This window comes from Agrococcus lahaulensis DSM 17612 (assembly GCF_000425105.1).
Classification (GTDB): domain Bacteria; phylum Actinomycetota; class Actinomycetes; order Actinomycetales; family Microbacteriaceae; genus Agrococcus; species Agrococcus lahaulensis.
The window spans coordinates 581,846-606,371 of sequence record NZ_AULD01000005.1 but is presented as its reverse complement, the minus strand read 5'-3'; the positions used below and the strand labels follow the sequence as shown (position 1 = coordinate 606,371).

Annotated in this window: 27 protein-coding genes; 10 read left to right on the top strand and 17 right to left on the bottom strand. The window is 72.8% G+C overall.

Translation table 11 applies throughout. The annotated features are described in order from the left end of the window. Positions 1 to 41 precede the first annotated feature (41 nt). The 3 genes from H508_RS0103515 to H508_RS14305 all read right to left on the bottom strand — a co-directional run bounded on the left by H508_RS0103515 (position 42) and on the right by H508_RS14305 (position 4,885). A complete protein-coding gene (locus H508_RS0103515; RefSeq protein WP_035253724.1) occupies positions 42 to 1,679 on the bottom strand; it encodes a fucose isomerase in 1,638 nt (545 codons plus the stop codon). A 21-nt stretch (positions 1,680 to 1,700) separates the two neighbouring features. Beyond that, complete coding sequence (locus H508_RS0103510; protein WP_026373040.1) at positions 1,701 to 3,173, bottom strand: FGGY-family carbohydrate kinase; 1,473 nt, start codon at positions 3,171 to 3,173, stop codon at positions 1,701 to 1,703. A 131-nt stretch (positions 3,174 to 3,304) separates the two neighbouring features. After that, entirely contained in the window at positions 3,305 to 4,885 is a 1,581-nt protein-coding gene (locus H508_RS14305; protein WP_245569454.1) for a stealth family protein, read from the bottom strand. Between the two features lie 274 nt (positions 4,886 to 5,159). Between H508_RS14305 and H508_RS0103500 the strand changes: the two genes are divergently transcribed. Continuing rightward, entirely contained in the window at positions 5,160 to 6,050 is an 891-nt protein-coding gene (locus H508_RS0103500) for a phosphodiesterase (RefSeq protein WP_026373039.1), read from the top strand. A 40-nt stretch (positions 6,051 to 6,090) separates the two neighbouring features. Here the strand turns inward: H508_RS0103500 and H508_RS0103495 are convergent, their stop codons facing one another. Next, positions 6,091 to 6,930, bottom strand: coding sequence for a hypothetical protein (locus tag H508_RS0103495; RefSeq protein ID WP_026373038.1), 840 nt, complete (start codon positions 6,928 to 6,930; stop codon positions 6,091 to 6,093). Positions 6,931 to 7,038: 108 nt separating this feature from the next. On the opposite strand from H508_RS0103495, the gene H508_RS14300 reads away from it, so the two are divergent. Then, on the top strand, positions 7,039 to 7,554 hold the full coding sequence (locus H508_RS14300) for a VOC family protein (protein WP_084154998.1): 516 nt from the start codon (positions 7,039 to 7,041) through the stop codon (positions 7,552 to 7,554). A gap of 189 nt (positions 7,555 to 7,743) precedes the next feature. Here the strand turns inward: H508_RS14300 and rocD are convergent, their stop codons facing one another. Both rocD and ddaH read right to left on the bottom strand, forming a co-directional pair. Further along, positions 7,744 to 9,024: an ornithine--oxo-acid transaminase gene (gene rocD, locus H508_RS0103485; protein ID WP_026373037.1), complete on the bottom strand. Its 1,281-nt coding sequence runs from the start codon at positions 9,022 to 9,024 to the stop codon at positions 7,744 to 7,746. Next, on the bottom strand, positions 9,021 to 9,911 hold the full coding sequence (ddaH, locus tag H508_RS0103480) for a dimethylargininase (protein ID WP_084154996.1): 891 nt from the start codon (positions 9,909 to 9,911) through the stop codon (positions 9,021 to 9,023). Before ddaH ends, rocD begins: the two co-directional genes overlap by 4 nt. A 91-nt stretch (positions 9,912 to 10,002) precedes the next feature. On the opposite strand from ddaH, the gene H508_RS0103475 reads away from it, so the two are divergent. Further along, positions 10,003 to 10,440 (top strand): Lrp/AsnC family transcriptional regulator, encoded by a 438-nt coding sequence (locus H508_RS0103475; protein ID WP_021010510.1) that lies wholly within the window; start codon positions 10,003 to 10,005, stop codon positions 10,438 to 10,440. 28 nt (positions 10,441 to 10,468) lie between these two features. On the opposite strand, the gene H508_RS0103470 is transcribed toward H508_RS0103475, so the two are convergent. From H508_RS0103470 to H508_RS0103445, 6 genes are all read right to left on the bottom strand, one after another. Further along, positions 10,469 to 11,059, bottom strand: coding sequence for a hypothetical protein (locus tag H508_RS0103470; RefSeq protein ID WP_021010511.1), 591 nt, complete (start codon positions 11,057 to 11,059; stop codon positions 10,469 to 10,471). After that, entirely contained in the window at positions 11,050 to 11,655 is a 606-nt protein-coding gene (locus H508_RS0103465) for a hypothetical protein (protein WP_021010512.1), read from the bottom strand. Before H508_RS0103465 ends, H508_RS0103470 begins: the two co-directional genes overlap by 10 nt. Beyond that, complete coding sequence (locus H508_RS16580) at positions 11,652 to 12,143, bottom strand: hypothetical protein (protein ID WP_026373035.1); 492 nt, start codon at positions 12,141 to 12,143, stop codon at positions 11,652 to 11,654. The genes H508_RS0103465 and H508_RS16580 overlap by 4 nt, the downstream gene beginning before the upstream one ends. After that, positions 12,140 to 13,429 (bottom strand): hypothetical protein, encoded by a 1,290-nt coding sequence (locus tag H508_RS0103455; RefSeq protein ID WP_026373034.1) that lies wholly within the window; start codon positions 13,427 to 13,429, stop codon positions 12,140 to 12,142. Before H508_RS0103455 ends, H508_RS16580 begins: the two co-directional genes overlap by 4 nt. Continuing rightward, positions 13,426 to 13,731 (bottom strand): hypothetical protein, encoded by a 306-nt coding sequence (locus H508_RS0103450; RefSeq protein ID WP_021010515.1) that lies wholly within the window; start codon positions 13,729 to 13,731, stop codon positions 13,426 to 13,428. The genes H508_RS0103455 and H508_RS0103450 overlap by 4 nt, the downstream gene beginning before the upstream one ends. A gap of 82 nt (positions 13,732 to 13,813) precedes the next feature. After that, entirely contained in the window at positions 13,814 to 14,101 is a 288-nt protein-coding gene (locus tag H508_RS0103445; protein ID WP_021010516.1) for a WXG100 family type VII secretion target, read from the bottom strand. 117 nt (positions 14,102 to 14,218) lie between these two features. Between H508_RS0103445 and H508_RS0103440 the strand changes: the two genes are divergently transcribed. Then, positions 14,219 to 14,701, top strand: coding sequence for a DUF2087 domain-containing protein (locus H508_RS0103440; protein WP_026373033.1), 483 nt, complete (start codon positions 14,219 to 14,221; stop codon positions 14,699 to 14,701). Between the two features lie 22 nt (positions 14,702 to 14,723). Beyond that, positions 14,724 to 15,137 (top strand): NUDIX hydrolase, encoded by a 414-nt coding sequence (locus H508_RS0103435; RefSeq protein ID WP_026373032.1) that lies wholly within the window; start codon positions 14,724 to 14,726, stop codon positions 15,135 to 15,137. 345 nt (positions 15,138 to 15,482) lie between these two features. On the opposite strand, the gene H508_RS0103430 is transcribed toward H508_RS0103435, so the two are convergent. Beyond that, entirely contained in the window at positions 15,483 to 16,799 is a 1,317-nt protein-coding gene (locus H508_RS0103430; protein WP_026373031.1) for an FAD-dependent monooxygenase, read from the bottom strand. Positions 16,800 to 16,889: 90 nt separating this feature from the next. Further along, positions 16,890 to 17,240 carry a nucleoside triphosphate pyrophosphohydrolase family protein gene (locus H508_RS0103425; protein ID WP_021010520.1) on the bottom strand — a complete coding sequence of 117 codons (351 nt, stop codon included), beginning with the start codon at positions 17,238 to 17,240 and terminating at the stop codon, positions 16,890 to 16,892. Between the two features lie 29 nt (positions 17,241 to 17,269). Between H508_RS0103425 and H508_RS0103420 the strand changes: the two genes are divergently transcribed. Together H508_RS0103420 and H508_RS0103415 are read left to right on the top strand one after the other, a co-directional pair. Next, positions 17,270 to 17,767: a beta-class carbonic anhydrase gene (locus tag H508_RS0103420; protein ID WP_026373030.1), complete on the top strand. Its 498-nt coding sequence runs from the start codon at positions 17,270 to 17,272 to the stop codon at positions 17,765 to 17,767. 27 nt (positions 17,768 to 17,794) lie between these two features. Further along, the gene (locus tag H508_RS0103415; protein WP_245569434.1) at positions 17,795 to 18,982 is read left to right on the top strand and encodes a MalY/PatB family protein; all 1,188 of its coding nucleotides are present in this window, start codon (positions 17,795 to 17,797) and stop codon (positions 18,980 to 18,982) included. Positions 18,983 to 19,015: 33 nt separating this feature from the next. Here the strand turns inward: H508_RS0103415 and H508_RS0103410 are convergent, their stop codons facing one another. Next, positions 19,016 to 19,963 carry a nucleoside hydrolase gene (locus H508_RS0103410; RefSeq protein WP_026373028.1) on the bottom strand — a complete coding sequence of 316 codons (948 nt, stop codon included), beginning with the start codon at positions 19,961 to 19,963 and terminating at the stop codon, positions 19,016 to 19,018. Between the two features lie 63 nt (positions 19,964 to 20,026). On the opposite strand from H508_RS0103410, the gene H508_RS16575 reads away from it, so the two are divergent. After that, entirely contained in the window at positions 20,027 to 20,731 is a 705-nt protein-coding gene (locus H508_RS16575; RefSeq protein ID WP_051222600.1) for a GNAT family N-acetyltransferase, read from the top strand. 3 nt (positions 20,732 to 20,734) lie between these two features. On the opposite strand, the gene H508_RS0103400 is transcribed toward H508_RS16575, so the two are convergent. Together H508_RS0103400 and H508_RS14290 are read right to left on the bottom strand one after the other, a co-directional pair. Then, positions 20,735 to 21,103: a VOC family protein gene (locus tag H508_RS0103400; RefSeq protein WP_026373027.1), complete on the bottom strand. Its 369-nt coding sequence runs from the start codon at positions 21,101 to 21,103 to the stop codon at positions 20,735 to 20,737. 45 nt (positions 21,104 to 21,148) lie between these two features. Beyond that, positions 21,149 to 21,940 carry a CPBP family glutamic-type intramembrane protease gene (locus tag H508_RS14290; RefSeq protein WP_051222734.1) on the bottom strand — a complete coding sequence of 264 codons (792 nt, stop codon included), beginning with the start codon at positions 21,938 to 21,940 and terminating at the stop codon, positions 21,149 to 21,151. Positions 21,941 to 22,142: 202 nt separating this feature from the next. Between H508_RS14290 and H508_RS17050 the strand changes: the two genes are divergently transcribed. Further along, the gene (locus H508_RS17050) at positions 22,143 to 23,045 is read left to right on the top strand and encodes an ABC transporter ATP-binding protein (protein ID WP_156905970.1); all 903 of its coding nucleotides are present in this window, start codon (positions 22,143 to 22,145) and stop codon (positions 23,043 to 23,045) included. Then, positions 23,024 to 24,349 (top strand): FtsX-like permease family protein, encoded by a 1,326-nt coding sequence (locus H508_RS0103385; RefSeq protein ID WP_051222598.1) that lies wholly within the window; start codon positions 23,024 to 23,026, stop codon positions 24,347 to 24,349. The genes H508_RS17050 and H508_RS0103385 overlap by 22 nt, the downstream gene beginning before the upstream one ends. Positions 24,350 to 24,526: the final 177 nt, after the last annotated feature.

Genomic DNA, 24,526 nt, shown 5'->3' with positions numbered 1-24,526 from the left:
GCCTGGGACCGCGCGCCATCAGACATCCGACCGCCCCACGCTCAGAGAGCGATGTCGCCACAGAGGTGGACCTGGATGCCCATCCCGGAGAGCATCGCCGCCTTCGCGGTGAGCGCCCGGTCGGCGGCCTCGGCGTCGGGCGCGTAGGCGACCTGCACGTGGTTGGACTTGTGGCGTGCCATGAGCTGGTCGCGGCTCACGCCGTGCAGCACGGCGTGCATGATCGGCCACTGCGGGTCAGTGGACTCGAGCCGGCGCCGCGTCTCCTCCTCCGGCAGTTCGACGACGTGCGCGCGGCCGATGTCGGCGTGCAGGGCGCCGTCCATCACGAACACGCGCGACCAGACGATCTCACCCGGCTTCGAGACGCCCGCGAGCGTGCCGCCGCCCTTCGGGAAGAACATGGGGACCTGGCGCATCGAGTACGACTTGTCGTAGCCGCCGTTGTGGCTCGCCGGCACCGAGCCCGAGATCTCGAAGACCCAGACGAAGTCGCCGTCGTACTCCTCGCCCCAGCGGATGTCGTGGAGCGTCGTGGCGGGGTCGAAGCCCATCGCGGTCCAGACGCGATTCGTCACGAGCGCGTCGACCGCGACCCCCTCATCGACCTCGTTGAAGTGGGGCAGCGGAGCACCGGGCCACAGCTCACGAGCGCCGTCGCGCGAGCGCACCGGCGGGCGCTCGACGTTGTTGAGCAGGCCCTCGGCGAGATCGGAGGCGGCGCACTGGTCCTTGAGCCCCTGCTGGTACTGGATGCCGATGGCGTCGACGCCGAAGTCGTCGCCGATGCGCAGCGCGGCGACGTACATCCGCATCTGGCTCAGCACCTGGGCTCGCGTGAGCTCGGTCGCCTCGTCCGTGCCCCAGTGGAAGCGCAGCCCTGCATCCTCGAGCCACGCGAGCGCCGCCTCGGCCTCACTCGCGGGCACGCGATCCATCTCGGCGAGCAGTGCGCTCTGCGAGAGCCGCTCCTTGTAGATCCCCGTGGCGTTGAGCATCTCGTCGTCGATGATGGCGTTGTACATGCCCATGCAGCCCTCGTCGAAGATGCCGATGACCGCGTGGTCGTCGCGCAGCTGCTGGGCGAGGGCCGAGCCGAGCTCGGCCTCCGGTCCGTCGGGCAGGGCGCCGAGCGGTCGCACGTGCGACGTATCGTGCTCGATCGCGCCGGTCTCGAGCCACTCGGCGAGCTTGCCGAGCGCCCACTCGTCGGTGAAGTCCTCGCTCCACAGGATCGAGTGCTCGATGCCCGCCTTCGTCAGGCTCGCCGTGAGGTTGAGGAGGCCGACGAGACCCGGGAACTCCCCCGCCCAGTTGGCGACGATCAGGATCGGCCCGCGGTGGGCGCGCAGGCCGGCGAGCACGTGGTGGCTGTACTGCCAGACGGCGTCGACGACGACGACGGGTGCCTCCCGCGGCACCGAGCGGAAGACCTCGATGCCGCGAGCCTGCGAGTCGATGAAGCCATGCCCCGTCTCCGGATCCACGTCGTGCGCGCGCTGCATCGCCCATCCGTGCGACTCGAGGGCCGCGCGCACCTGTGCCTCGAAGGCCTGCTGCGCCGGCCAGCACGTCGTGTTCGCGGCGAGCCGGAGGTCGCCGGACGCGACGGCGTAGACGGTCTTCGGCGCGGCCTCGGGCCACGCGCGGCGGTCGGGGATGGCATAGGCGGTCGTCATGGTGCTCCTCCTGATAGGTGGTCAGCGGCTGCCGGCCGCGAGCGCGTGCGCGATCTCGCGAGTGGCCGGATAGAGGTCGCGGTAGTGGCGGTAGCGCTCGTCGTAGAGCGCGCGCCGCGCGTGATCGGGCTCGACGATGACCGCCGGCGGGTTCCAATCGGCGATGTCGGGATCGCCGACGAGCCCGGCCGCGAGGAACGCGGCACCGAAGCTCGCGCCCACCGTCACGCTCGGCACCGCTTGCGGCAGCCCGGTGACGTCCGAGACGATGCGCGTCCAGAGTCCGCCTGTCGTGCCGCCACCGACCGCGACGACACGGTCGATCCGAGTGCCGGCATCCCGCATCACCTCGACGTTGTGGCGCACGCCGAACGCGGTCGCCTCGAGCGCCGCGCGGTAGAGGTCACCCGCCGTGGTGCCGAGCGTCATGCCGACGAGCACGCCACGCGCGTCCGGATCCTGGATGGGCGTCCGCTCGCCGGCGAAGTACGGCAGCATCAGGAGGCCGCGCGCGCCCGGTCCGCTCTCCTCCGCGAGCCGGCTGAGGGTCGCGTAGTCGGCGCCCGGGAGCAGGTCGCGCAGCCACGTCGTGATGGCGCCGGAAGTCGCCATGCCGCCGGCGAGCGAGTACGAGCCGGCTGCGACGCCGCGCGTGGTCCACATCCCGGGTGCGGCGGGCCGGTCGTCCGTCGTCGTGATGAGGAACATGGTCGTGCCGTACATGAGCATGAGATCGCCGCTGCCCGTCGCGCCGGCGCTCACTGCCTCCGTCCAGGCATCGATCGTGCCGAGCGCGACCGGGATGCCCTCGGGGAGCCCGGTGAGGCGCGCGGCGTCGGCGGTGACGGTGCCCGCGGGGTCGCTCGGCAGCCCGAGCCGCGGCCGCTCGATGCCCGGCGCGATGGCGTCCCACCACGGCTCGTGCCAGCGGCTGCCGTCGAGGTCGTAGAGCGGCCACGACTGGCTCGCGGAGTGGTGGTCCAGCAGCAGCTCGCCCGTCAGGCGGTGCGCGAGGAACGATGCCGGCATCGCGAAGGATCGCGCTCGGGCGAAGGCCTCCGGCTCGTGCTCGCGCACCCAGGCGATCTTCGGCCCCGCGGCCTGCGAGGTGAGCGGGGTGCCTCCGCGCTCGACGATCGGCCGCTCCCCGAGCTCGGCGTTCAGCCGCGCGATCTGCTCACCGGCTCGAGTGTCGACGCCGTAGAGGATCGCGGGCCGCACCGGCGCGCCGTCCGCGTCGAGCAGCACGACGCAGGGACCCATGCCGCTCACACCGACCGCCACGACGTCCACGCGCCCGCTCCCGAGCAGCTCGGCGACGATCTCGACGAGCTCGAGCCACCAGCGCTCGGGATCCATCTCGACGTGGCCCGGGGCCGGACGATCCACCGCGTGCTCGCGCATCGCGCTCGCGAGCACGGAGCCGTCCAGGCTCACCAGGACGCCCTTCGTGCTCGACGTGCCGACGTCGACGCCGATGACCGCTTGACGCATCGGGAACTCCTTCGATCCACCGCCTAGCGTGGCAGAGATCCGATGTTCTGGCGAGCCAACCCGCGGAGTGTCCGCCTGGACCGCCGCTTCGGGGTGTCGAACATCCGACGCTTCCGCGTCGATCCGACCGCTCAGCGCGACGCGGTCACCGCGGCGTCCACTCCCGCGGCGGTCGTCGCCTGCCGCTCCCACGGTGCGGGGATCGGGAAGTACGCCTCGAGGAAGCCGCGCACCGCCGCGGTGCGCTCCTCGACCGAGATCTCGGGGAACGAGCCGTCGTTGAGGCAGAACATGTCCTGGTCGCGCTTCTTCAGCAGGCGAGCCATCGCCGGCAGCGCCTTCTTCAGCGTCGTCTCGATGTACTGCACCTTCGCGTCGCGCTGCTGCACCGCTCGCCCGGTCATGAGCGCGTAGTAGTGGTACAGCGAGTTCGTGACCGAGATGTCGGTCGCCGAGCGGAAGCGCGCGGCAGCCGTGCGGCGGAAGTCCTCGGGGAACTCCGCCTCGAGCTCGGCCATGACGCTCCGCCGCAGCGGCGCCGCGCAGTGCTCGAGGTGGCGCGTCGTGATGGCGCCGAACCGCTCGCGCAGCAGGCGGCGGTTCGTGCGCGCGGCGTTGTCGTGCCCCGAGCGCTTCGCGTGCGTCTCGCCCATGCCGATGCGGGTCGTGGCCTCGACGAACTTCGTGATCCCGCCCGGTGAGAAGAACACATCCGGCTTGAGCGGTCGCCCGAAGAACATGTCGTCGTTCGAGTAGAGGAAGTGCTCGCTGAGGCCCTCGATGCGGTGCAGCTGCGCCTCGACGGCGTGCGAGTTGTGGGTCGGCAGCACCGAGGGGTCGGCGAACATCTCCTCGGCGCGCACGATCGTCACCTTCGGGTGGTCGGCGAGCCACTCGGGCGCCGGCGAGTCGGTCGCGATGAAGATGCGGCGCACCCACGGCGCGTGCATGTGCACCGAGCGCAGCGCGTACTTGAGCTCGTCGATCTGCCGGAAGCGCGCCTCCGAGTCGTCGCCCTCGCCCACGACGTACGCCTGCATGCGCTTCGCGCGCTCGCGCTGGAACTCGTCGCTCGAGCCGTCGACCCACGAGAAGACCATGTCGATGTCGAACGAGACGTCGCTCGCGAGCGGCTCCCACATGTCGCGGATCGTCTGCCACTCGCGGCCGTAGCGCAGCACCGTGTCGACGACCGCCTCGCTCCGCGGCATCGTCGCGCGCATGAGCGCGTTGGGCAGCGGCGCCTTGAGCGTCTCGTCGCCGAAGCGCCACAGCTCGAGCTGCACCGCCGTCTCGCGGCCGTAGCGCAGCCGGCCTGCGGGAGCGACGCGCGGCCGGTAGACGCGCATCGCGCCGGCCTTGCGGTGCCCCGCGAGGCGGCCGTCGGCGAGCAGCACCGCACCGGCGCCGAGCGCCTTCTCGGGGGCGATCGCCTCGGCGTAGAAGGGCTCGTCGGCGAACGCCTCGGCGAGCGCGGCCGCGAGCTCCTTGCGCAGCGCCTTGTCGACCGCGACGATCGGCCGCCCGTCGTCGTCGCGCACGAGCAGGCACGGGATGTCGGCGGCGTCGAGCGCGTCGCGCAGCGCGAGGAGGTCCTCGACCATCGACTCGTGTGGCGTCATGTGGCCGCTCAGCAGCGCGTAGCGGCCCTTCTGCAGCACGACGTCGTCCCGGTCGAAGCGGTCGAAGCGGCCGCCGGACGGCAGGACCACGAGCTCGGGGGCCGCCGAGACGCGGATGCGGGAGACGGGCCGGGCGGGCGTGAAGACGCTGTCCGGGTCGTCGACCTTCCGCTGCTGCTCGTCTGCCACTGGGTGCGCCGCTCCTTCCGTCTCCGACCATCCATGCTACTTCGCCGGAATCCGGTGGCACGGTCCCGCGTTGTGCTTCCATACACGCCGCGTTCACGTCGCGTTCGGGAGCGTGCGCTGGACTAGCCTCCGAGCAAGTTCGACGAAGAGCCGACACCTTGGAACAGGACGAATCGTGACGACCCGATCCGCCGAGCACCCCCGGCCGGACCACTTCCTCCTCCACATCTCCGACACCCACCTCCTCGCCGGCGGCGGCCGCCTCTACGACCGCGTCGCGAGCGAGGACCACCTCCGCCGCCTCTTCGACGAGTTCGAGGCGTCGGGCGCGCGGCCCGAGGCGATCGTCTTCACCGGCGACCTCGCCGACCGCGGCGAGGCGGATGCGTACCGTCGCCTCCGCCGGATCGTCGACCCGGTCGCGGAGGACCTCGGCGCCCAGGTCGTGTGGGTGATGGGCAACCACGACGAGCGACGCGCGTTCCGCACCGAGCTGCTCGGCGAGGCCCCCTCGGACGCGCCGATCGACGCCGTCACGCACGTCGGCGGCCTGCGGATCGTGACGCTCGACTCGACCGTGCCCGGGCACCACCACGGCGAGGTCGGCGACGCGCAGCTCGAGTGGCTGCGCGCCGTGCTCGCGGAGCCCGCCCCGGACGGCACGATCCTCGCGATGCACCACCCGCCGGTGCCGAGCGTGCTCGAGCTCGCGGCGAGCGTCGAGCTGCGCGACCAGCGGAACTTGCAGGAGGCGCTCGTCGGCACCGACGTGCGCTCGATCCTCGCCGGCCACCTCCACTACTCGTCGACCGCGACGTTCGGCGGCATCCCCGTGTCGGTCGCCTCCGCCACCTGCTACACGCAGGACCTCAACGTGCCGGTCGGCGGCACGCGCGGCCGCGACGGCGCCCGGGCGTTCAACCTCGTGCACGTCTACCCGGCGACAGTGCTGCACTCGGTCGTGCCGCTCGGCGCCTTCCCGCACCTCGACTGGATCGACGCCGAGGAGTCCCGCCGCCGCCTCGAGGCGTCGGGGCTGCGGCTCGCGCTCACGCCCGCCGGCTGAGCCGCTGCGCGCCGCAGGCGCCCAGCGTGTCGAAGCGGAGCTAGACCAGCCGCGCCTCGATCGTGACCGCGTCGGTCACGCGCACCTGCACGTCGGCGAGGCTTATGCCCGTCGGCAGCTCGGAGGCGAGGTCGATGCGGCGGCCCTCGTAGCGCTCGATCTTGCCCCGCATCGCACCGAGCATCGCCGAGACGAGCGGGTTGCCGCTGTCGACCTGGATGTCCGAGAGCGTCACGCCCATGCGGTCGTCGATCGACGCGCTCGCGGTGCCGCGCACCGAGGCGCCGAGCAGCCCCTTGCGCACCTTCGCGTCGACCGCGATGCGCAGGTCGCGCGGTCCGGTCGACTCGACGTCGAGCTCAAGCTTGGAGACCGAGACGCCGTGGTCGAGCAGCGCCGACTCGGCGAGGCCGAGCACCGCCTTGCCGATCTGCGCCTTCGGCACCGACACCATCGCGTGCCCGTGCAGCGGGCGATCGGCGGTCAGGCGCGCGAGGTCGACGGCGAGCTCGCCGTGGTCGGTCTCGATCCAGGTGAACGGCACGTCGGTGAGCTGCGCCTCGAGCGTCACGTCGGCGCCGGAGACGTGCATGGGTGCGGCGTGCACGCGCAGGTCGCGCAGCACGGCCGACTCCCAGCGCACGGACGCGCCTTGCGGCTCGAGCCGTGCGCGGTCGCGGTCGACCTCTCCGGCGAGGATGAAGCCGGTGAGGTCGAGGTGGAGCCTCGCGATGTCGGCGCCGTCGAGCTCGGCGTCGATGATCGATGTGCAGGCGATGCCGGCGGGTTCCGCGGCGATCACGACGGTGCGGATGCGCTTCGCGAGCTGGGCGCCGTCGGTCGGCCTGGGTGCGTGCCCGAGGAGGATGCTTTCAGCCACCCCGCGACCATACTCCCCTTCCGCTATGAGTGCAGGCAGACCCGGCGTCGCGTGCGCTGGGCGGCCGGAGCCCTGGTGCGAGCGGCGCTGACCGCGTAGCGTCGCGGCATGAGCAGCCTCGTCGTGCACTTCGAGATCTACGCTTCCGAGCCCCAGCGGCTCATCGACTTCTACAGCGGCCTCTTCGCGTGGCGCTTCGAGCAGTTCGGCGACGTGCCGTACTGGACGATCGAGACCGGCGATGGCTCGATCCAGATGGATGCGCCGGGCATGGGCATCAACGGCGGCCTCGCGCTGCGCGAGGGTCCGGCGCCCGCTGCCGACGCCCCCGTCAACGGCTGCAACGTCGTGATCGGCGTCGACGACGCGGATGCGGCGGTCGCGCGCGCGGTCGAGCTCGGCGGGAGCGAGGCGGTGCCAGCAGAGGACCTGCGCGGCGTCGGCCGGGTGGCCTACCTCCGCGACCCCGACGGCAACTACTTCGGCATCATCGCCGAGACGCTCTCCGACGGCACGTCGGCGTTCGACGACGCGGCTGAGGGGGCGGGCGAGCGCATCGAGCCGACCGACGCGGACGGCGCCGCGGAGGCCGCCGACCCGATGGGCGCGACGCCGGAGCCGTAGGCGCCACGACCCGCTGGTCGCGTAGCCGCCGCAACCTCCGCTGGGCGAGCAGCCGCCGCAATTTCCGCTGGTCGAGCAGCCGCCGCAACCTCCGCTGGTCGAGTAGCCGCCGCAGGCGGCGTATCGAGACCGGACCGGCGGCGTCTCGATACGGGCCTGCGGCCCTACTCGACGAACGGAGGAGCGGCCCTACTCGACGATCGGGGAGGGCGGTGCGCTGACGGCCTCGCGGAACGCGCCGAGCAGCAGCTCGAGGTCCGACTCCTCGATGACGATCGGCGGCGCCAGCCGCACGGTCTGCCCGTGCGTGTCCTTCGCGAGCACGCCGCGCTCGAGCAGCCGCACGCACACGTCGCGGGCGGTGCCGACGGCGGGATCGATGTCGATCCCCGCCCACAGCCCCACGCCGCGCACCTCGGTGACCCCGTGGCCGACGAGCTCCGCGAGGCCCGCGTGCAGTCGCTCGCCGAGCTCGCGGGCGCGAGCCTGCATGTGACCCTCGGAGAGCATCCGCACGACCTCGAGCCCGACCGCCGCCGCGAGCGGATTGCCGCCGAACGTCGAGCCGTGCGAGCCGGGCGTCAGCACGCCGAGCACGTCGGCGTCGGCGACGACCGCCGAGACCGGCACGACGCCGCCGCCGAGCGCCTTGCCGAGCAGGTACACGTCGGGCACGACGCCCTCGTTGTCGCACTGGAAGGTCGCGCCGGTGCGGCCGAGCCCCGACTGGATCTCGTCGGCGATGAGCAGCACGCGCTCGCGCGAGGTGACCTCGCGCACGTGCTGCAGGTAGCCCGCCGGCGGCATCTTGATGCCCGCCTCGCCCTGGATGGGCTCGAGCAGCACCGCAGCGGTGCGCGGCGTGATCGCCGCCTCGAGCGCTGCGGCGTCGCCGAACGGCACGCGCACGAAGCCGGGCGTGAAGGGCGCGTAGCCCGACGTCGCATCCGGGTCGTCCGAGAAGGAGACGATCGTGGTCGTCCGGCCGTGGAAGTTGCCCTCCATCACGATGATCTCGGCCTCGCCCGCGGGCACGCCCTTCACCTCGTAGGCCCAGCGGCGCGCGACCTTGATCGCCGACTCGACCGCCTCGGCGCCCGTGTTCATGGGCAGCACCGTGTCCTTGCCTGCGAGCGCGGCGAGCGCCTCGACGAAGGGGCCGAGCGCCGCGGAGTGGAAGGCGCGGCTCGTGAGGGTGACGCGGTCGAGCTGCGCGTGCGCGACGGCGAGGAGCCGCGGGTTCCCGTGCCCGAAGTTCACCGCGGAGTAGGCGGCGAGGCAGTCGAGGTAGCGCCGGCCGTCGACGTCGGTGACCCACGCGCCCTCCGCGTCCGTCACGACGACGGGCAGGGGGTGGTAGTTGTGGGCGGCGTGCGCCTCGACCTGCTCGATCGCCTCGCGCGTGGCCGGGCTCACGGCGTCGGTGCGCACCGCATCCGTCGACTGGATCATGGTCGCCTTCCCCGTCATCGTCGCAGCTCGAGCGTGCAGCACTTGATGCCGCCGCCGCCCAGCAGCAGCTCGCTCAGGTCGAGCCCCACGGTCTCGTAGCCGCGCTCGCGCAGCTGGCGCTCGAAGCCCGTGGCGCGCTCGGCGATGAGCATCGTGCGGCCGTCGCCGAAGGAGTTGAGGCCGAGCACGGATGCGTCCTGGTCGTCGACGAGGATCGCGTCGGGGTAGCGGCGCTCGAGCTCCGCGCGGCTCGCGTCGTCGAACGCCTTCGGGAGGTAGGCGATGTTCGACTCGTCGAGGATCGCGACGGCGGTGTCGAGGTGGTAGAACGACGGGTCGACGAGGCGCAGGCTCACGACCTCGCGATCGAAGATGCTGCGCAGCTCGTCGTGCGACTCGAGGGTCGTGCGGAAGCCGTGGCCGGCGAGGATCGCGCCGTTCGAGAGCAGGAAGTCGCCCTCGCCCTCGTTGATCGCGCGCGGCTCGTGCACCTCGAAGCCGTTCGCCTCGAACCACGACATGTAGGCGGGGCCCTCGGGCACGCGCTCCTCGTAGGTGAACTTCGCGCCGTAGGCGTGCCCATCGAGCGTGAAGCCGCCGTTCGCGGCGTAGACCATGTCGTTGAGGCCGGGGATGGGCTCGATGAGCTCGACGTCGTAGCCGAGCGAGCGGTAGGCGTCGTGGAGCGACTGCCACTGCTCGACCGCGAGCGGCGTGCTCGTCGGGAGCTCGGGGTTCATCCACGGGTTGATGCGGTAGCTCACGGTGAAGTGGTCGGGGCGGCACATGAGCACGGTCTTGTGCACGGCCGCTCGGGCGTCGGGGCCGAGCGGCGCGGTCGCGGTCTGCGTGCTCGCGGTTTGGGGGTTCGCGGTCTCGGGGCGCGCGTCGGTCGTCTGCTGCATGCATCCAGGGTCGCAACGGATCGACGCAAATGCGCCGGTCTGCACGCTAGTTTCGTGCAAGTCAGCCGGTCGGCACTGTAGATTCGTGCGTATGGATCGAATCGACCACGGCATCATCGACCGCTTGCGACTCAATGCGCGAGCCGGCTACGCGGACATCGGTGCCGAGGTCGGCCTCTCCGCCTCTGCCGTGAAGCGGCGGATCGACCGGCTCGTCGCCGACGGAGTGATCCGCGGCTTCACCGTGCAGGTCGATCCCGCGGTCGAGGGCCTCGCCACGGAGGCGTACGTCGAGCTGTTCTGTCGCGGCACCGTCTCCCCCACCGACCTCAAGCGCATCCTCGCCGGAGTGCCAGAGATCGTCGAGGCCGGCACCGTGACGGGCGAGGCCGACGCGATCGTCATCATGCGGGCGCGCGACGTCATCGCGCTCGAGGACGCGCTCGAGAAGGTGCGGGCGGCCGCGACCGTCGACCACACGCGCTCGGCGATCGTGCTCTCGAAGCTCATCACGCGCACGGCGGGCTGAGCTGCGGCGAGCGCCGCGACCGCCGCCGTCATGCGGCGGGTCCGAGCCGCAGCGACTCGGCGAGGCCGACCGCGGGCTCGAGCAGCCGCGCGGCGACGGAGAGGTCGGCGTCGAGCACCTCGATCACGACGATCATGTCGTCGAGCGCGCCGATCACGCGCAGCACCGCAGCCGCGGCGCCGGGCTCGCCGGGGATGGGCCACAGCGCGCTCGTGCACACGAGCGTGCCGAACACCTCGGATGCGCGCGGCTCGGCCCGCTGGAAGAGCGCCCCCTCGTAGCCGTCCGTCGCCCACTCCTCGATGCGCTCGCGCCAGTCGGGCTCGAACGGCTCGGCGTAGGCGTGCACGACGCGCGAGACGCCCGGCTCGAGCGGCAGGTGCCAGAACCTCGCGACCGGCCCGGGCAGCGGAGTCGGGCTCGACGCGATGACGAGCGCCATGTGCTCGAGGTCGGCGCGCTGCAGGTCGTCGAGTCGCCAGAACGGCGCGAGATCGGCCGCCGCTCGCGCCGCCCACGCCTGCGGCGTCGGCCAGCGCTCGCTTGGGAATCCGAGCGGCACCGGCACCCACACATCCGGGTCGGCGTCGAAGTGCGCGACCGGGTCGCTCAGCTCCACCGGAACGTCTCCACGATCGCGTCGGCGAGCTCGACGAGCGCATCGGCCATGCGATCGGTCTCGTCGGTGCCGAGGTGCAGGATGCCCGCCGTGAGCAGGATGCCGCGCCGCGCGTCGTCGCCCGGCTCCGGATGGACGTACGAGACCGTGCGCGTCAGCACGCCCTCTCGAGTGGATGCGCCGTCGCGGTCCACGACCCACCGGAGGACGGTGCCGTGCGGCATGTCGATGCGCACGACCTCGGCCCCCGCCCGCGCGCGCACGTCGGCCTCGAGCGGCGTGCCCGCCGGGGCGAGCCAGCGAGAGGCGACGACCGACATCGGCATGCCGCTCTCGGCTGTCGCCTCGGCACCAGGCACGTACATCGCGACGCCCCGGCTCTGGCGCAGCCCGTCGAACTGCTCTCGCGCTTTGCGGCGAAGTGCCGCGTCAACATCGGGTCGGCCGACGAGCTTCGCGCGCTCGGCGATGTCGCGCAGGAGCGCGGCGCGGCCGCGATCGTCGACCGGGTAGTGCCGCCAGCCCGGCGGGAACGCGATGCGGAAGCCTCGCGGCGACTCGCGCGTCAGCTCCTCGCGGAGCGACGCCGCGCTCACGACGACCGCCCGGCGCGAGGCGCGCGGCTCGCGCGCGAGGCGCGGACGACGCGGACCACGAGCGCGAGGAGCGTCACGACGAAGACGAGCGACGCGATCCAGTGCCATCCGAGCGCTCCGTCCGGCACGCCCACTCCGGCGTACGCGCGAGCGAGCCCGACCGGGAGCAGGCCGAGCAGGAGCACGCCCGTCGCGAGGTCCTGGAACGCCACGCCCACCTCATCCGTCACCTCGCGCCGCACGGCCATCGCGATGGCCGCCGCTGCCGCGACTGCGCCGATCGCGATCGTGAGCCACGCGGGCACGGCGAGCACCGGCCACTCGGCGAGCGGGTCCCATCGCGGCCACTCCTCGGCGAGGAACTGCCCGCCGGCGAGGAGCCCCATGAAGAACACCCACCCGAACTGCACCGCGGCGGCGACCGTCGCGATGCGGTACGCGCGCTCCCAGGGGGACCGGGCTCGCGCGGGAGCGATCGCGATGCTCACAGGCGCACGAGCGGGTCCGACTTCGGCACGAGGCCGAACTTGTCGCCGAGGTCGAGCCCGGTGCCGACGCTCCAGAGCGAGAACTGCCCGATCTGCGAGGCGACGCTCGGCGTCGCTCGCGCGATCATGTCGTCGATGCCGTTCACGACGCCAGGGTACTGGCGGAGGTTGCTGCGAGCGGTGTTGAGGAACTGCAGCGTGCGCCCCGTCTCGGTGCCGCCGAAGCGGATCGAGTCGAAGCCGTTGACGATCATGCCGGGCCGCGGCGTCGCGGCGCGTGCCTGCCCCCACGCGCTCACGCGGTTCGAGAGCGGCCGGTGCCACGTGAACGGGTTGAGGGTCGGGCCGGGCATGCCCGAGCGGATCGCCGGTCGCGCCGCGGCGCGAGTGGCGCCGATCGCGCCGCTGAGCGTCGGCGCGCCCTTGCTCGCGACCCGAGCGATCGCGCCGCCCGCGCCGAGCGTGACGAGCGCGAAGCCGGCGAGCGCGACGTCCTGCCAGGTCGTGCGGCCCGTCGCGTACTGCGCGATCTTGCCCGCGAGCAGCACGAGCGATCCGACGACCACGAGCGCCATGAGCGCGAGGCCGATCGGCCCCGAGACGAACAGCGCGATGATCGCGAGCCCCGTCACGACCCAGCCGAGGATGTCGAGGAAGTCGGCGAGGCCCTCCCAGAAGCCGTCGTTGTTGCCCGCCGCCTCGATCGCGCCGTCGACGCCGGCGACCGCGTCGTCGTAGGCGTCCGACCAGGTGGAGAAGACGGTCTCGAACGACTCCCAGCGCTCGTCGCGGATCCCCTTGGCCGTCGACTCGGCACCCTCGGCGCTCGACACCGCGCCCTGGGCGGCGGTGAGCTCGGCGTCGGTCGGGTCGTCCTCCCAGGGCATCACCCGCGTGAGGCTGCGCTGCTCACGGCGCGCGTCCTCCGCCGCCTCGACGGCGGCCTCCCAATCCCGCTCGGCCTGCTCGATCGACTCCTGGTGATCGTCGATCCAGTCCTTCGCCTTGCGCAGCTGCGGGGCGTACGCCTGCAGCACCTCGGCGGTGGAGCGGTAGCGCTGCTCAGCCTTGTCGACCTCGGGCTTGGCCTTGAGCGCGAGCTCGGCGAGCGCATCCGTGCCCTTCGACCTGTGCACGTCGGAGGTGCCGATCGCCTGCAGCTCGCTCGAGAGCGCGTCGAGGTCGTCGGCGAGGCGGATGAAGCTCGCGGCGTCGGTCTCGATCTTGTCGGGGTTGCCCGCGAGCGGGCGCAGCGCGTAGCCGGCCGTCGGTGAGCGGTAGGTCATCGGACGGTTCCCGTCGGCTCGAGCTCTGCGGCGGTCTCGGTGTCCCACCGATCCCACTCGGTGATGATGGTGTCGATGCCCTTGTGGATCTCCTCGAGCATCTCGGTGAGGTCGCCGCGGCGACCGTTCCAGTCGGACTCGAAGTCGCTCACCTTGCGACGGAGTGAGCTCCGGTCGTCCGGCTCGGCGACGGCGCGCTCGAGGTCGTTGTTGAACGAGCTCGCGCCCTTGAAGCTCTCGACAGCGCTGCCGAGGCTCGTGCGAGCCTGCTTGAGGCGCTCGAGGTCGAGCATGACGTCCACGGTGATCCTTCCGAGTCGGATTGGGATGGGATGCGAAGAGCCGGCGGGCGCAGCAGCGCGCCCGCCGGCTACAGCGGCACGATCAGCTGCCGGCGAGCTGCTCGTCGAGCGACTGGATCGCCTGCATCATGCCGCGCAGCGCCTCGCCCATCTCGGAGATGCCCTCGATCGCCTTCTCGAGACCCGACGTGAGCTCCTCGTAGCCCTCACCGAACTTGCCCGACGCGTGCTGCGTCTTGAAGTCCTCACCCAGCAGGGTGTCGACCTGGCCCTTCAGGTCCTTCAGGACACCCGAGATGTCCTCCTTGCCCGTGTCGAGCTTGCCCGCCACGGACTCCATCTCTGCATACGATGCGCCGAAATCGCTCATGCGATGATCACTCCCTCGAAGTCTTCGACCGCCGGCCCCGATCGGTGCCGACGCCTCCACCGTAGGAGCGCGACGCTGAAGATGCGATGGGGAGAAGTCCCCTGCCAGCATGAGGACATGACAGATGCGTGGAGGCCGATCGCCGCGACGCTCGCCGATGAGGGCCGACGGCTCGCGTGGGCTCGCATCGTGCTCGGGGCGGCGAACCGCTCCCCCGTGCAGGTCTCGGCGCTCACGGCGCGGGCGCAGCGCGAGGTCCGGGCCCTCGAGCGCGCAGGGCTCGTCACCGTCGTCGACGGCGCCGTCGAGCCCGCCGATCCGTTCACGCCGCTGCTCGGCCATCGCCCCGCGGCGAGCGGGATCGACCGGTTCGTGCGCGAGGGTCGCATCGCGGTGTGGCCGAAGCGCCCCGGCGATCGCGCGGCGCTGCTCGCGTGGGCGATCGACCGCGCGCTGCCCGCCGGGGACGGCGCCTCCGAGGCGGCGGTGACCGAGCGGCTCGCCGCGATCACCGACGACCCCGCGACGCTGCGCCGCGACCTCGTCGACGCCCGCCTCCTCGAGCGCGAGGCTGACGGCAGCGCCTACCGCCGCCCGTAGCCGAGCCGCCTAGCCTGGTCGCATGGGCGTCATCACGGTCTCGGCGATCTGCTTCGAGCGCGCCGACGGCGCGGTGCTGACGGTGCGGAAGCGGGGCACCTCCGCGTGGATGCTGCCGGGCGGCAAGCCCGAGCCCGGCGAGAGCGCGGCGGAGTGCGGCGTGCGCGAGGTGCTCGAGGAGCTCGGCGTCGAGATCGGCCTCGACCGCATCGAGCCGATGGGCGAGTTCGAGACGCGCGCCGCGAACGAGGCGGGGTTCGCGCTGCGAGCGAGCGTGTTCCGCACCCGCGACGCGATCGAGCCGCACGCGCGCGCCGAGATCGAGGCGGTGCGGTGGATCGACCCGGCGATCGGCATCGACGACGAGGCGGAGGCGCCGCTCAACCGCGAGCTCATCTTCCCGATGCTGCTCGCTGAACGCGCGGTGGAGCTCTAGAGCGACGACCCTTTCGGGTCGTCGCCGCGACCCCAGCGCCGACGCCCGTCCCGGGCGTCGGGAACGGCTGCAAACTGCGATGAGCCCGAGAACGAGAGAGGGGGCCCGACCCCAGTCGAGCCCCGCTCTGTGATGTGGACGACCGGCTCTCGCCGAGTCGTGCAACGCCCCGTCCCTGAGGCCCTTGCACTCCGGCGCGATGCGCCGGATCCCTGTCTCGTAGCCCGATTTCCCCTTGCGGGGCCCCAGCCGGGCTACGCCAAACGGTAGCGCCCGTACCTGGGAGAGGACTATGGGGAGAACTACCCATGTCGCCCTCGGGCGTGTCGCCGGACGCGTCCCGCGTCAGCGCTTCGCGCGCGGGCTGCGCCAGTGCAGCATCCAGTCGCCGGCGATCTCGGCGAGCATCGCGGGCATGAGGTTGTAGGCGCCGTTGCGGGCCGCGACGAGCACCGGGCTGCGCGTCTCGGTCGTCGTGTGGGCGAGCCGGTGCGAGAGCTGCTTGAAGCGATCGGTGCGGCGGATGCGCTCGCTGTCGTAGGCGCGGAGGGCCTGCTCGAGCGGGTGGTCGGCGAGCAGGATGCCGAGGGTCGCGGCGTCCTCGAGCGTCAGGTTGCCGCCTTGCCCGAGGGTCGGGAGCATCGCGTGCGCCGCGTCGCCGAGCAGCACGACCCCCGGGCGGTGGAACGACTTCAGCGGCGTCGCGAGCCAGTGCAGGTCGCGGCGCGTGATCGACGCCTGCGGCGTCGCGGCGATGTGGTCGCGCACCTCGGGCGCCCAGGTGTCGAAGCGCTCGCGCGCGGCCTCGAGCTCGTCGGGCGCGCGCCGGCCCATCCGGGCGTGCGCCATGCCCCACCAGTAGACGCGGCCGCCGTCGATCGGCACCATCCCGAACTCGGCGCCGCGCCCGAGGTACTGGCGGGCGCCCGAGGGCGAGTCGGACTCCGCTTGCAGCACCCCGTACCAGCAGGTCGCGCCGGAGTAGTCGGTCGCGGCCTTCGGCCAGAGCGCCTTCCGCACCGCGGAGTCGATGCCGTCGGCCCCGACGATGAGGTCGGCCTCGAGCGTCTCGAAGCGGCTCTCGGCGGCGGACCGCACCTGCCGCTTCGTCGCGCGCCGCTCGGCGCGGCGGTCGATCGGCTCGTCGCCCGGCTCGAGCGCCCGCTGCAGCCGACGGCCCACCTTGATGCCGAGCGAGCGGTCGGCGCGCGCCTGCCGCTCGGCGCGCGCGTCGCGCGAGTCGGGGTCGGCGGCGCCGTGCTCGATCGTGACGCTCGGGCGGCCGCTCGACCCGTCGGCGGCGCCGACGACGCGCATGCCCGTCTCGACCTCCCGACCGTCGCGCAGGATCTCGAGCAGCGTGCCGCGGTGGATCGCGTGCACGGCGCTCGACTCGTGCGCGAAGCCCTGCTGCAGGCGCGAGCCCTGGTCGGTGAAGACACCCTCGGGTCGTGCCTTGACCGCCCGCTCGCGCACCGCATCCCCCACCCCGAGCTCATCGAGCGCCTCGAGCCCGTTGCTCGTGATGCTGATGCCCGCGCCCATGGCCCGCACCTCGGGCGCGGCCTCGAGCACCCGCACGTGCCAACCGGCGCTCTCGAGCGCACGCGCGGCCGCGAGGCCGCCGAGTCCGGCACCGACGATGATGGCGGTCTGCGTCATGGCGGCAGGCTATCGGGGCGACCTCGACGGCGGCACCATGGTCGTCGGATGCCGTGGGCGACGGGGCAGCGCGCGCTCCGTCGCGCTCGTTCAGTCGCGCTCGGGCGCGTCCGCCTCGCCGGCGCGCTGCGAGACGCGCCGGTCCCAGACGAGCCACTTGTCGTCGATCGCCCGCTCGATGTCGACGCCCGTGGCCTCGGCGAGCGCGAGCAGCATGCCCACCGCATCCGCGAGCTCGAGCGCGAAGCGGCGGTCGATCTCCTCGGGGCTGTGGCCCTTGTCGCGCTGCCGGCCCGTCTTCGCGAGCCACGCCTGCACGAGCTCGCCGACCTCTTCCTGCAGCTTGAGCACGAGCCAGTCGGCGTCGCGCTCGAAGCCGTACACCTCGGCGTAGCGGCGCGAGATCGCGTCGATCTGCTGAGCGAGCGCGCGGATCTCCATGGGGTCATGCTCGCACTAGATTCATACCCATGAGCAACGCCTTCGACGACCTCCTCGCGCACAACCGCGAGTTCGCCTCCAACTTCAACCTCCAGGGCTTCGACGGCGTCGCGAAGGCGGGTGTCGCGATGGTCACGTGCATGGACTCGCGCATCGACCCGCTCGGCATGATCGGGCTCGTGCCGGGCGACGCGAAGATCCTGCGCAACCCGGGCGGCCGCGCGACCGAGCGCACGCTCGTCGCGCTCGTGCTCGGCGTCAACCTCCTCGGCGTGAACCGCGTGCTGCTCGTGCAGCACACGCGCTGCGCGATGGCGTCGAAGTCGGAGCGCGAGCTGCTCATGGACATCTCGGAGGCCGCGGGCGTCGACGCGTCGTGGCTCGACCTCGGCGCGATCGAGCAGCAGCGGCTCTCGATCATCGAGGACGTGCACCGCGTGCGCTCGCACCCGCTCATCGGCGACCGCGCCGAGGTCGGCGGCTTCCTCTACGACGTCGACACGGGGCTGCTCGAGCAGGTCGCCTGAATCGGGCGCATCCATCAGGATGGGGTCGTGGTGAACCCCTTCGAGCTCGTGCCCCTCGACCGCCTGCGCGAGCGCACGAGCATCAAGTGGCGCTTCTTCGAGCCCGACGTGCTGCCCATGTGGGTCGCCGAGATGGACGTCGTGCCGGCCGAGCCGATCATCCGCGCCGTCCACGACGCGATGCTGCGGGGCGACACCGGATACCTCCACGGCACGGGGTACGCGGATGCGTTCGCGGGCTTCGCGGCGGAGCGCTGGGGCGCCGAGGCGGTCGTCGACCGCACCGCGCTCGTGAGCGACGTCATGATGGGCGCGTTCGAGCTCATCCGGCAGCTCACGCCCCCGGGCGGCTCGGTGATCGTCAACAGCCCGGTCTACCCGCCGTTTCACGCCTACTCGGTGCACGCCGAGCGGCAGGTCGTCGAGGCGCCGCTCGGCGACGACCTGCGGCTCGACCTCGACGCGCTCGAGGCCGTGTGCGAGCGCGTGGGCGGCGCCGCCCCCGACGCGCGAGCCCGCGCGGTGCTGCTGCTGTGCAACCCGCAGAACCCGACCGGCACGGTCCACTCGCGCGACGAGCTCGAGCGGGTCGCGGCGATCGCCGATCGGCACGGCGTGCGCGTGGTCTCCGACGAGATCCACGCGCCGCTGCTCTTCGACGCGCCCCTCACGCCCTACTGGACGGTGGACCCGCGCGGCTTCTCGCTCACGAGCGCGTCGAAGGCCTTCAACCTCGCGGGGCTCCGCACCGCGCTCATCGTCGGCGGCGAGGAGACGGCGGGCGATCTCGCCTCGATCGCCGAGGTCGTGAGCCACGGCCCCTCCCACCTCGCGTCGATCGCGCACGTCGCGGCCTTCGCCGAGAGCGGCGCGTGGCTCGACGAGGTGCTCGCGGGCCTGCGCGAGAACCGCGCGCTGCTCGGGCGGCTGCTCGCCGAGCACGCGCCATCGATCCGCTGGCGGCCGGGCGAGGCGACCTTCCTCGCGTGGCTCGACTGCCGCGAGTCGCGGGTCGCCGACCCGGCGGCGCGCCCCGACCCCGGCTACATCGGGCTCTCGAGCGGGCCGGCGAAGGCCTTCCTCGAGCAGGCGCGCGTCGGGCTGAGCGCCGGCGAGGCGTTCGGCACCGGCGGCGCGAACCACGTGCGCTTCAACCTCGGCACGCGCCCCGACGTCATCGAGGAGGCGGTCCGGCGGATGGGCGCGATCGCCTGACCGGTCCTTCCCCCGGGGAGGCTGCGAGAGCGGCTACGGCGCGGCTGCGAGCAGGTCGATCATGCGCTCCTCGAACCCCGGCTCGACCTCCATCACGACGCGGTGGCGAGCGCCCTCGGGCTCGGGCCACTCGCCCCACTTGCCCTCGAGCTGCGTGACGGTGCGGCCGCGCGCGGGTCCGTCGGAGCAGTCGACCGTGACGTCGACGATCGGCGAGAGGGTCGTGCGCACGAGCCCGGTCGCGACCGCGAGCGCGAGCGCGTCGTGGTTGCCCGACGCGCGCTCGCCCGTGTAGCCCTCGTAGTAGTCGAGGTAGAAGTCGAGGATGCGGTCGCAGAAGCGGCCGATCTCGCCGCCCGCGCGGAGCCGCTCGCGGTGCGCGTCGGTGATGAGCGACGTCATCGTCACGTCGAGCCCGACCATCGTCAGCTCCCACGGCGCGTCGAAGACGACCTGTGCGGCGTCCGGGTCGTGCCAGATGTTGGCCTCGGCGGTCTCGGAGACGTTGCCGGGCGCGAGCGCCGCGCCGCCCATGATCGTGACCTGGCGGATGCGCTGCGGCAGCTCCGGATCGGCGTCGAGCGCGGCCGCGAGGTTCGTGAGCGGCCCGACCGTGACGATCTCGAGGCTCCCGGCGTGCTCGCGGCTGAGCCGCAGGATGAGCTCGACCGCGCTCTCGGGCGCGAGGTCCGCCACGTAGGTCGTGTCGGCGCATCCGCCCAGCCCGTCGTCGCCGTGCACCTCGGGCGAGAAGGCGGCGCGCGAGCCGTCCCGCGGCCCCGCGGCACCGACCGCGACCGGCACGTCGCCGTGCCCCGCGAGCCGCAGCACCTCGGAGGTGTTGCGGGCGCCCTGGTCGACGTCGACGTTGCCCCACACGACCGAGCAGCCGACGAGGTCGATCTCGTTCGAGAGCGCGGCGGTGAGGATGCAGAGGGCGTCGTCGATGCCGGTGTCGACGTCGAGGAGCACGGTGGTCACCCATCGAGCCTAGGCCGGGCGAGCCTCTCGCACGGCCGACCGGGGCGGGCGAGACTGGAGCGGATGACGGAGATGTCGGATGCGTCGCACCCGCACCGCGCGTCGCTGGCGGCCGCGTGGGCGGAGGCGCTCGGCACCGCGTTCGGCGCGTTCGACCGCGATGGGACGACGCTCGTGCCCCGCGACGACCTCGCCGCGGTGATCGTCGTCGAGCTGGGCGACGCGATGGTCGTGGCGGCGCCCTCGGCAGCCCTCGACGCGCTCGCGGGAAGAGATCGAGCGACGCTGCTCGATGCCGCCGCGGTCTCCGCGGCGCTCCCGGGCTCGAGGCCGCTCGGGTCCGCGCACCTGCTCGTCGCCGGCGCGCGTCCTCCGGCCCCGGCGCATCCCGTCGTCGCGGCGGACGATCGCGACGTGCGACTCGTCCGCGAGGTCGTCGCCGAGGACGAGTGGGAGGAAGCGGGCGTCGAGCCCATGGAGCGGCTATGGGCGGTGCGCATCGGCGGGCGGGCGGTCGCGATCGCGGGGTTCGAGCCGTGGCGGTCGCGGCTCGCGCACATCGGAGTCGTCGCGGCCGGGGCGCAGCGCGGGCGCGGTGTCGCGGCCTCCGCGGCGGCCGCGGTCGTCGGCGCGGCGCTCGATGCGGGACTCGTGCCCCAGTGGCGATGCCGAGTCGGGCACACCGCATCGCTGCGGCTCGCCGAGCGGCTCGGCTTCACCCGGGTCGGCGTGCAGGCGGCGGTGGCGCTGCCCGCCCGCGACCGCTAGCGACTACTCGACGCAGAGGCAGAACGGGTGCCCGGCCGGGTCGAGCATGACGCGGAAGGTCTTGCCCGGCTGGTGCTCGTGCCGAGTCGCACCCAGCTCAACGACCGCCGCCTCCGCCTCGTCGAGGTCGGCGACGCTCACATCGAGGTGCATCTGCTGCGGGTGCTCCTGCCCCGGCCAGTCGGGCGCCGCGTACTGCTCGACCTGCTGGAAGCAGAGCATCTGGCCGTAGTCGGCCTTGATCTCGACCCAGTCGTCGTCGCCGTCGGAGGCCTCCGAGACCTCCCAGTCGAGCATCCGCCCGTAGAACTCCGCGAGCGCCCGCGCATCCGGGCAGTCGATGACGAGCGTGGGACAGCTTGCGATGGCCATGCGCGCGAGGCTACGCCGACGCATCCGCCCGCGCCAGAGGAATCGTCAGAACCCGTGCACGAGCGGGAAGATCGGCAGCGCCTCCGGGTGGTGCGCGTGCACGATCACGAGGAAGACGACCGCGTCGAACAGCAGGTGCACCGTGACGACGTAGAGGAGGTTCTTCGTCCACGAGAAGATCAGGCCCTGCACGAGCGCGAACGGGATCGTCAGGAGCGGCCCCCACGACTGGTAGCCGAGCTCCCACAGGAACGAGACGAAGATCCCCGCCTGCAGGACGTTCGCGAGCCACGGCCGGAAGTGACGCATCAGCAGCGTGTAGACGGTGCAGATGAAGAACAGCTCGTCCCACAGGCCCACGGCGTTCACGCCCATGAAGAGCCGCGCGATCGTGTTCCAGTCCTCGACGGCGGGCCAGTTGCGGTAGACGCCCGAGGTGAGGAAGTAGAAGGGCAGGATCAGGTAGGCGGCGAGCACGACGACGACGATGTACGTCCACATGCGGCGCGTCCAGCGGCCGCCGGCCCACGGGAAGCGCACCGCGTGGTCGCGGTAGAGCCAGCGCGAGATCGAGTACGGGATGAGCACCGCGCCGCCGAGCGCGATCGCGAAGCGCGCGATGCCCGCGTCCGAGAGGTCGGCGTGCAGCGAGATGAAGCTGATCCACGTGAGCGCGATCGCGATGATCGCGAGGTCCTGCCCGAGCTTGCGCGAGAGGCCGGCCCGATCGGTGACGATGCCGCCCGCGACGCCGAGCACGAGCGGCAGGTAGCCCCAGTCGCTCAGCGCCCAGAAGAGCAGCACCGCGGCGCTCGTGACGAGCGCGGCGGGGATCATGGCGAGCGGATGCGTCGTCGTGCCCTCCGCCGCGACCGTCGGTCGGGCGGGCCGTGCGGCGGGCGTCGCTCGATCGGTCGTCACCGCATCAGCCTACGGAAGGCGACCCGGCTCATCCGCCGGGATGATCCTCGTCCCCCGGCCGATGCAAAGGCGCCGGTCGCGCTGGCTCGGGCCGGGTAGCCGGTGCTCCGATGAATCCATGCACACGAACCGACTCGAAGCCATCGGGCTCACCCACACCTACGGACAGGGCAACGCGGCGGCGCCCGCGCTCGCCGACGTCTCGCTCACGATCGGCGCCGACGGGCCCGAGGCGGTCGCGATCATGGGGCCCTCGGGCTCCGGCAAGTCGACCCTCCTGCACGTGCTCGCCGGCATCGTCGCGCCCGCCTCGGGCCGCGTCGCCTGGCGCGGCCGCGACCTCGCGTCGATGCGCGACGGAGAGCGCACGAAGCTGCGCCGCAGCGACTTCGGCTTCGTCTTCCAGTCGGGGCAGCTGCTGCCCGAGCTGCCCGCGATCGAGAACGTCGCGCTGCCGCTCATGCTCGGCGGCACGGCTCGCACGGGCGCCGAGGCTGCGGCCGGCACGCTGCTGCACCGGCTCGGCCTCGGCGAGATGCTCGGCCGCCGTCCGGGCGAGCTCTCGGGCGGCCAGGCGCAGCGCGTCGCGATCGCCCGCGCGCTCGTCGGCTCGCCCGGCATCGTCTTCGCCGACGAGCCGACCGGCGCGCTCGACCGCTCCACGGGCGACGCCGTCATGAGCCTGCTCATCGGCGCGACGCTCGGCCACGGCGCCTCGCTCGTCGTCGTCACGCACGACCCCGAGGTCGCGGCGATGTGCTCGCGCGTCGTGCGGCTGCAGGACGGCCGCATCGTGAGCGACGAGCGCCGCTCGGACGCGCGAGCGGATGCCGTCCCGGCGGCCGTGCAGGGAGCGCCGTCGGGTGCCGGGTCGATGTACGGGATGCCCGGCACCGCATCCGCCCCCGTGCCGCTGCCGCAGCCGCAGCACCCCTCCTACGGCGCCGCGCGCGCCGAGGCGCACGTGCCGAACCCCGTGCGCGACGCCGAGCAGCAGTCGTGGATCGAGGCCTCGCGATGATCACCCTCAAGCTCTGGGCGCGGCTCGCACGTGCCACCGGCCCTCGCGCGACCGACGTGCTGAGCGCGATCGCGTTCGCCTTCGCGACCGCCGCGCTCCTCGCGGTGCTCGGCGGTGTCAACGCCTTCCGCATGCGGCTCGAGGAGGGCCGCGTCGACCCGCTCGACGGCCAGCTCGTGCTCACGCTCTCGTTCGTCGCGGCGGCCCTGCTGCTGCCCGCGGTGTGGACGCTCGCGCAGGCCGCGGTGCGGCTCGCGATCGCGCGCCGCGACGACCGGCTCGCTGCCCTGCGGCTCGCGGGCGCGACGCGCGGCCAGGTGTCGGCGATGGCGGTGCTCGACGCGGTCGCCCAGGCGCTCGTCGGGGTCGTCGTCGGCGCGATGCTCGCGCTCGCGGTGACACCGGGGATCGCCCGCATCGAGTTCCAGGGGCTGCCGTTCACCGTCGCCGAGCTGCTGCCGCCCGCGTGGGTGTGGCTCGCCGCCGCCGGCGCGGTGCTCCTGACCGCGCTCGGCGCCGCGCTCGCCTCGCTGCGGCGCGTGCACGTCACGCCGCTCGGCGTCGCGCAGCGCGTGAGCCCGAAGCGGCTCTCGCTGTGGCGGATCCTCGGCTTCGCGATCGCGGCCGGCGCGTACGTCGCCGTCGTCGTGCTCGACCTCGTCCCGGCGGAGCTGTCGGTCTCGATCGCCCTCATCTCGGTCGTCGTGCTCGCCTACTCGCTCATCGGCCCGCTCATGATCCAGGGCATCGCGTGGCTCGTCGCGAAGGATGCGCGGAGCCCCGCGACGCTGCTCGCCGCCCGGCGCGTGATCGACGACCCGCGCGGGGCGTTCAACATCGTCGGCGCGATGTCAGTCGCGGTCATGGCCGGCGGCTTCGCGTCGCTCGCGCCCGCGGCGGCGGCGCCCGGCGACGCGCTCGCCGTCGACATGGCGACCGGCGCCGCGCTCACGATCGCGATCGCCGGCGTGCTCGGCGCCGTGCTCGCGGGCATCGCGCAGTCGGCGAAGGTGCTCGACCAGCGCCGGGAGCACCAGGCGATGCACCGCATGGGCGTCGAGCTGCCCGTCATGCGCGCGGCGCTCGTGCGCCAGGTCGCGCTCCCGCTCGTCGTGGGCGTCGGCGGTGCGGCCGCGGTCGCGCTGCTGCTCATCCTGCCGTCGTTCATGCTCTGGTGGTCGAGCGCCGGCTCGGTCATCACGTGGGCGCTCATGGCGGTCGGCGCGGTCGCCGTGACGCTCGGCGCGACGGCGGCGGCGCTCCCGCTCGTGAAGCGCGTCGCGACGGAGACCGCGGCCGCGTAGCGACCGCCCCGCCCCGACCCGACCCGACCCGCTCCGTCCGACCCGACCCGCTGCATCCGACTCGACCCGTTCGCGCCGACTCGACCGGCTCGCCACAGCGACTCGACCCCTTCCGCGCCACTCGACCCGTTGCAACGGGTCGAGTGGGCAAGAAGGGGTCGAGTCGTTCCGGGCGAC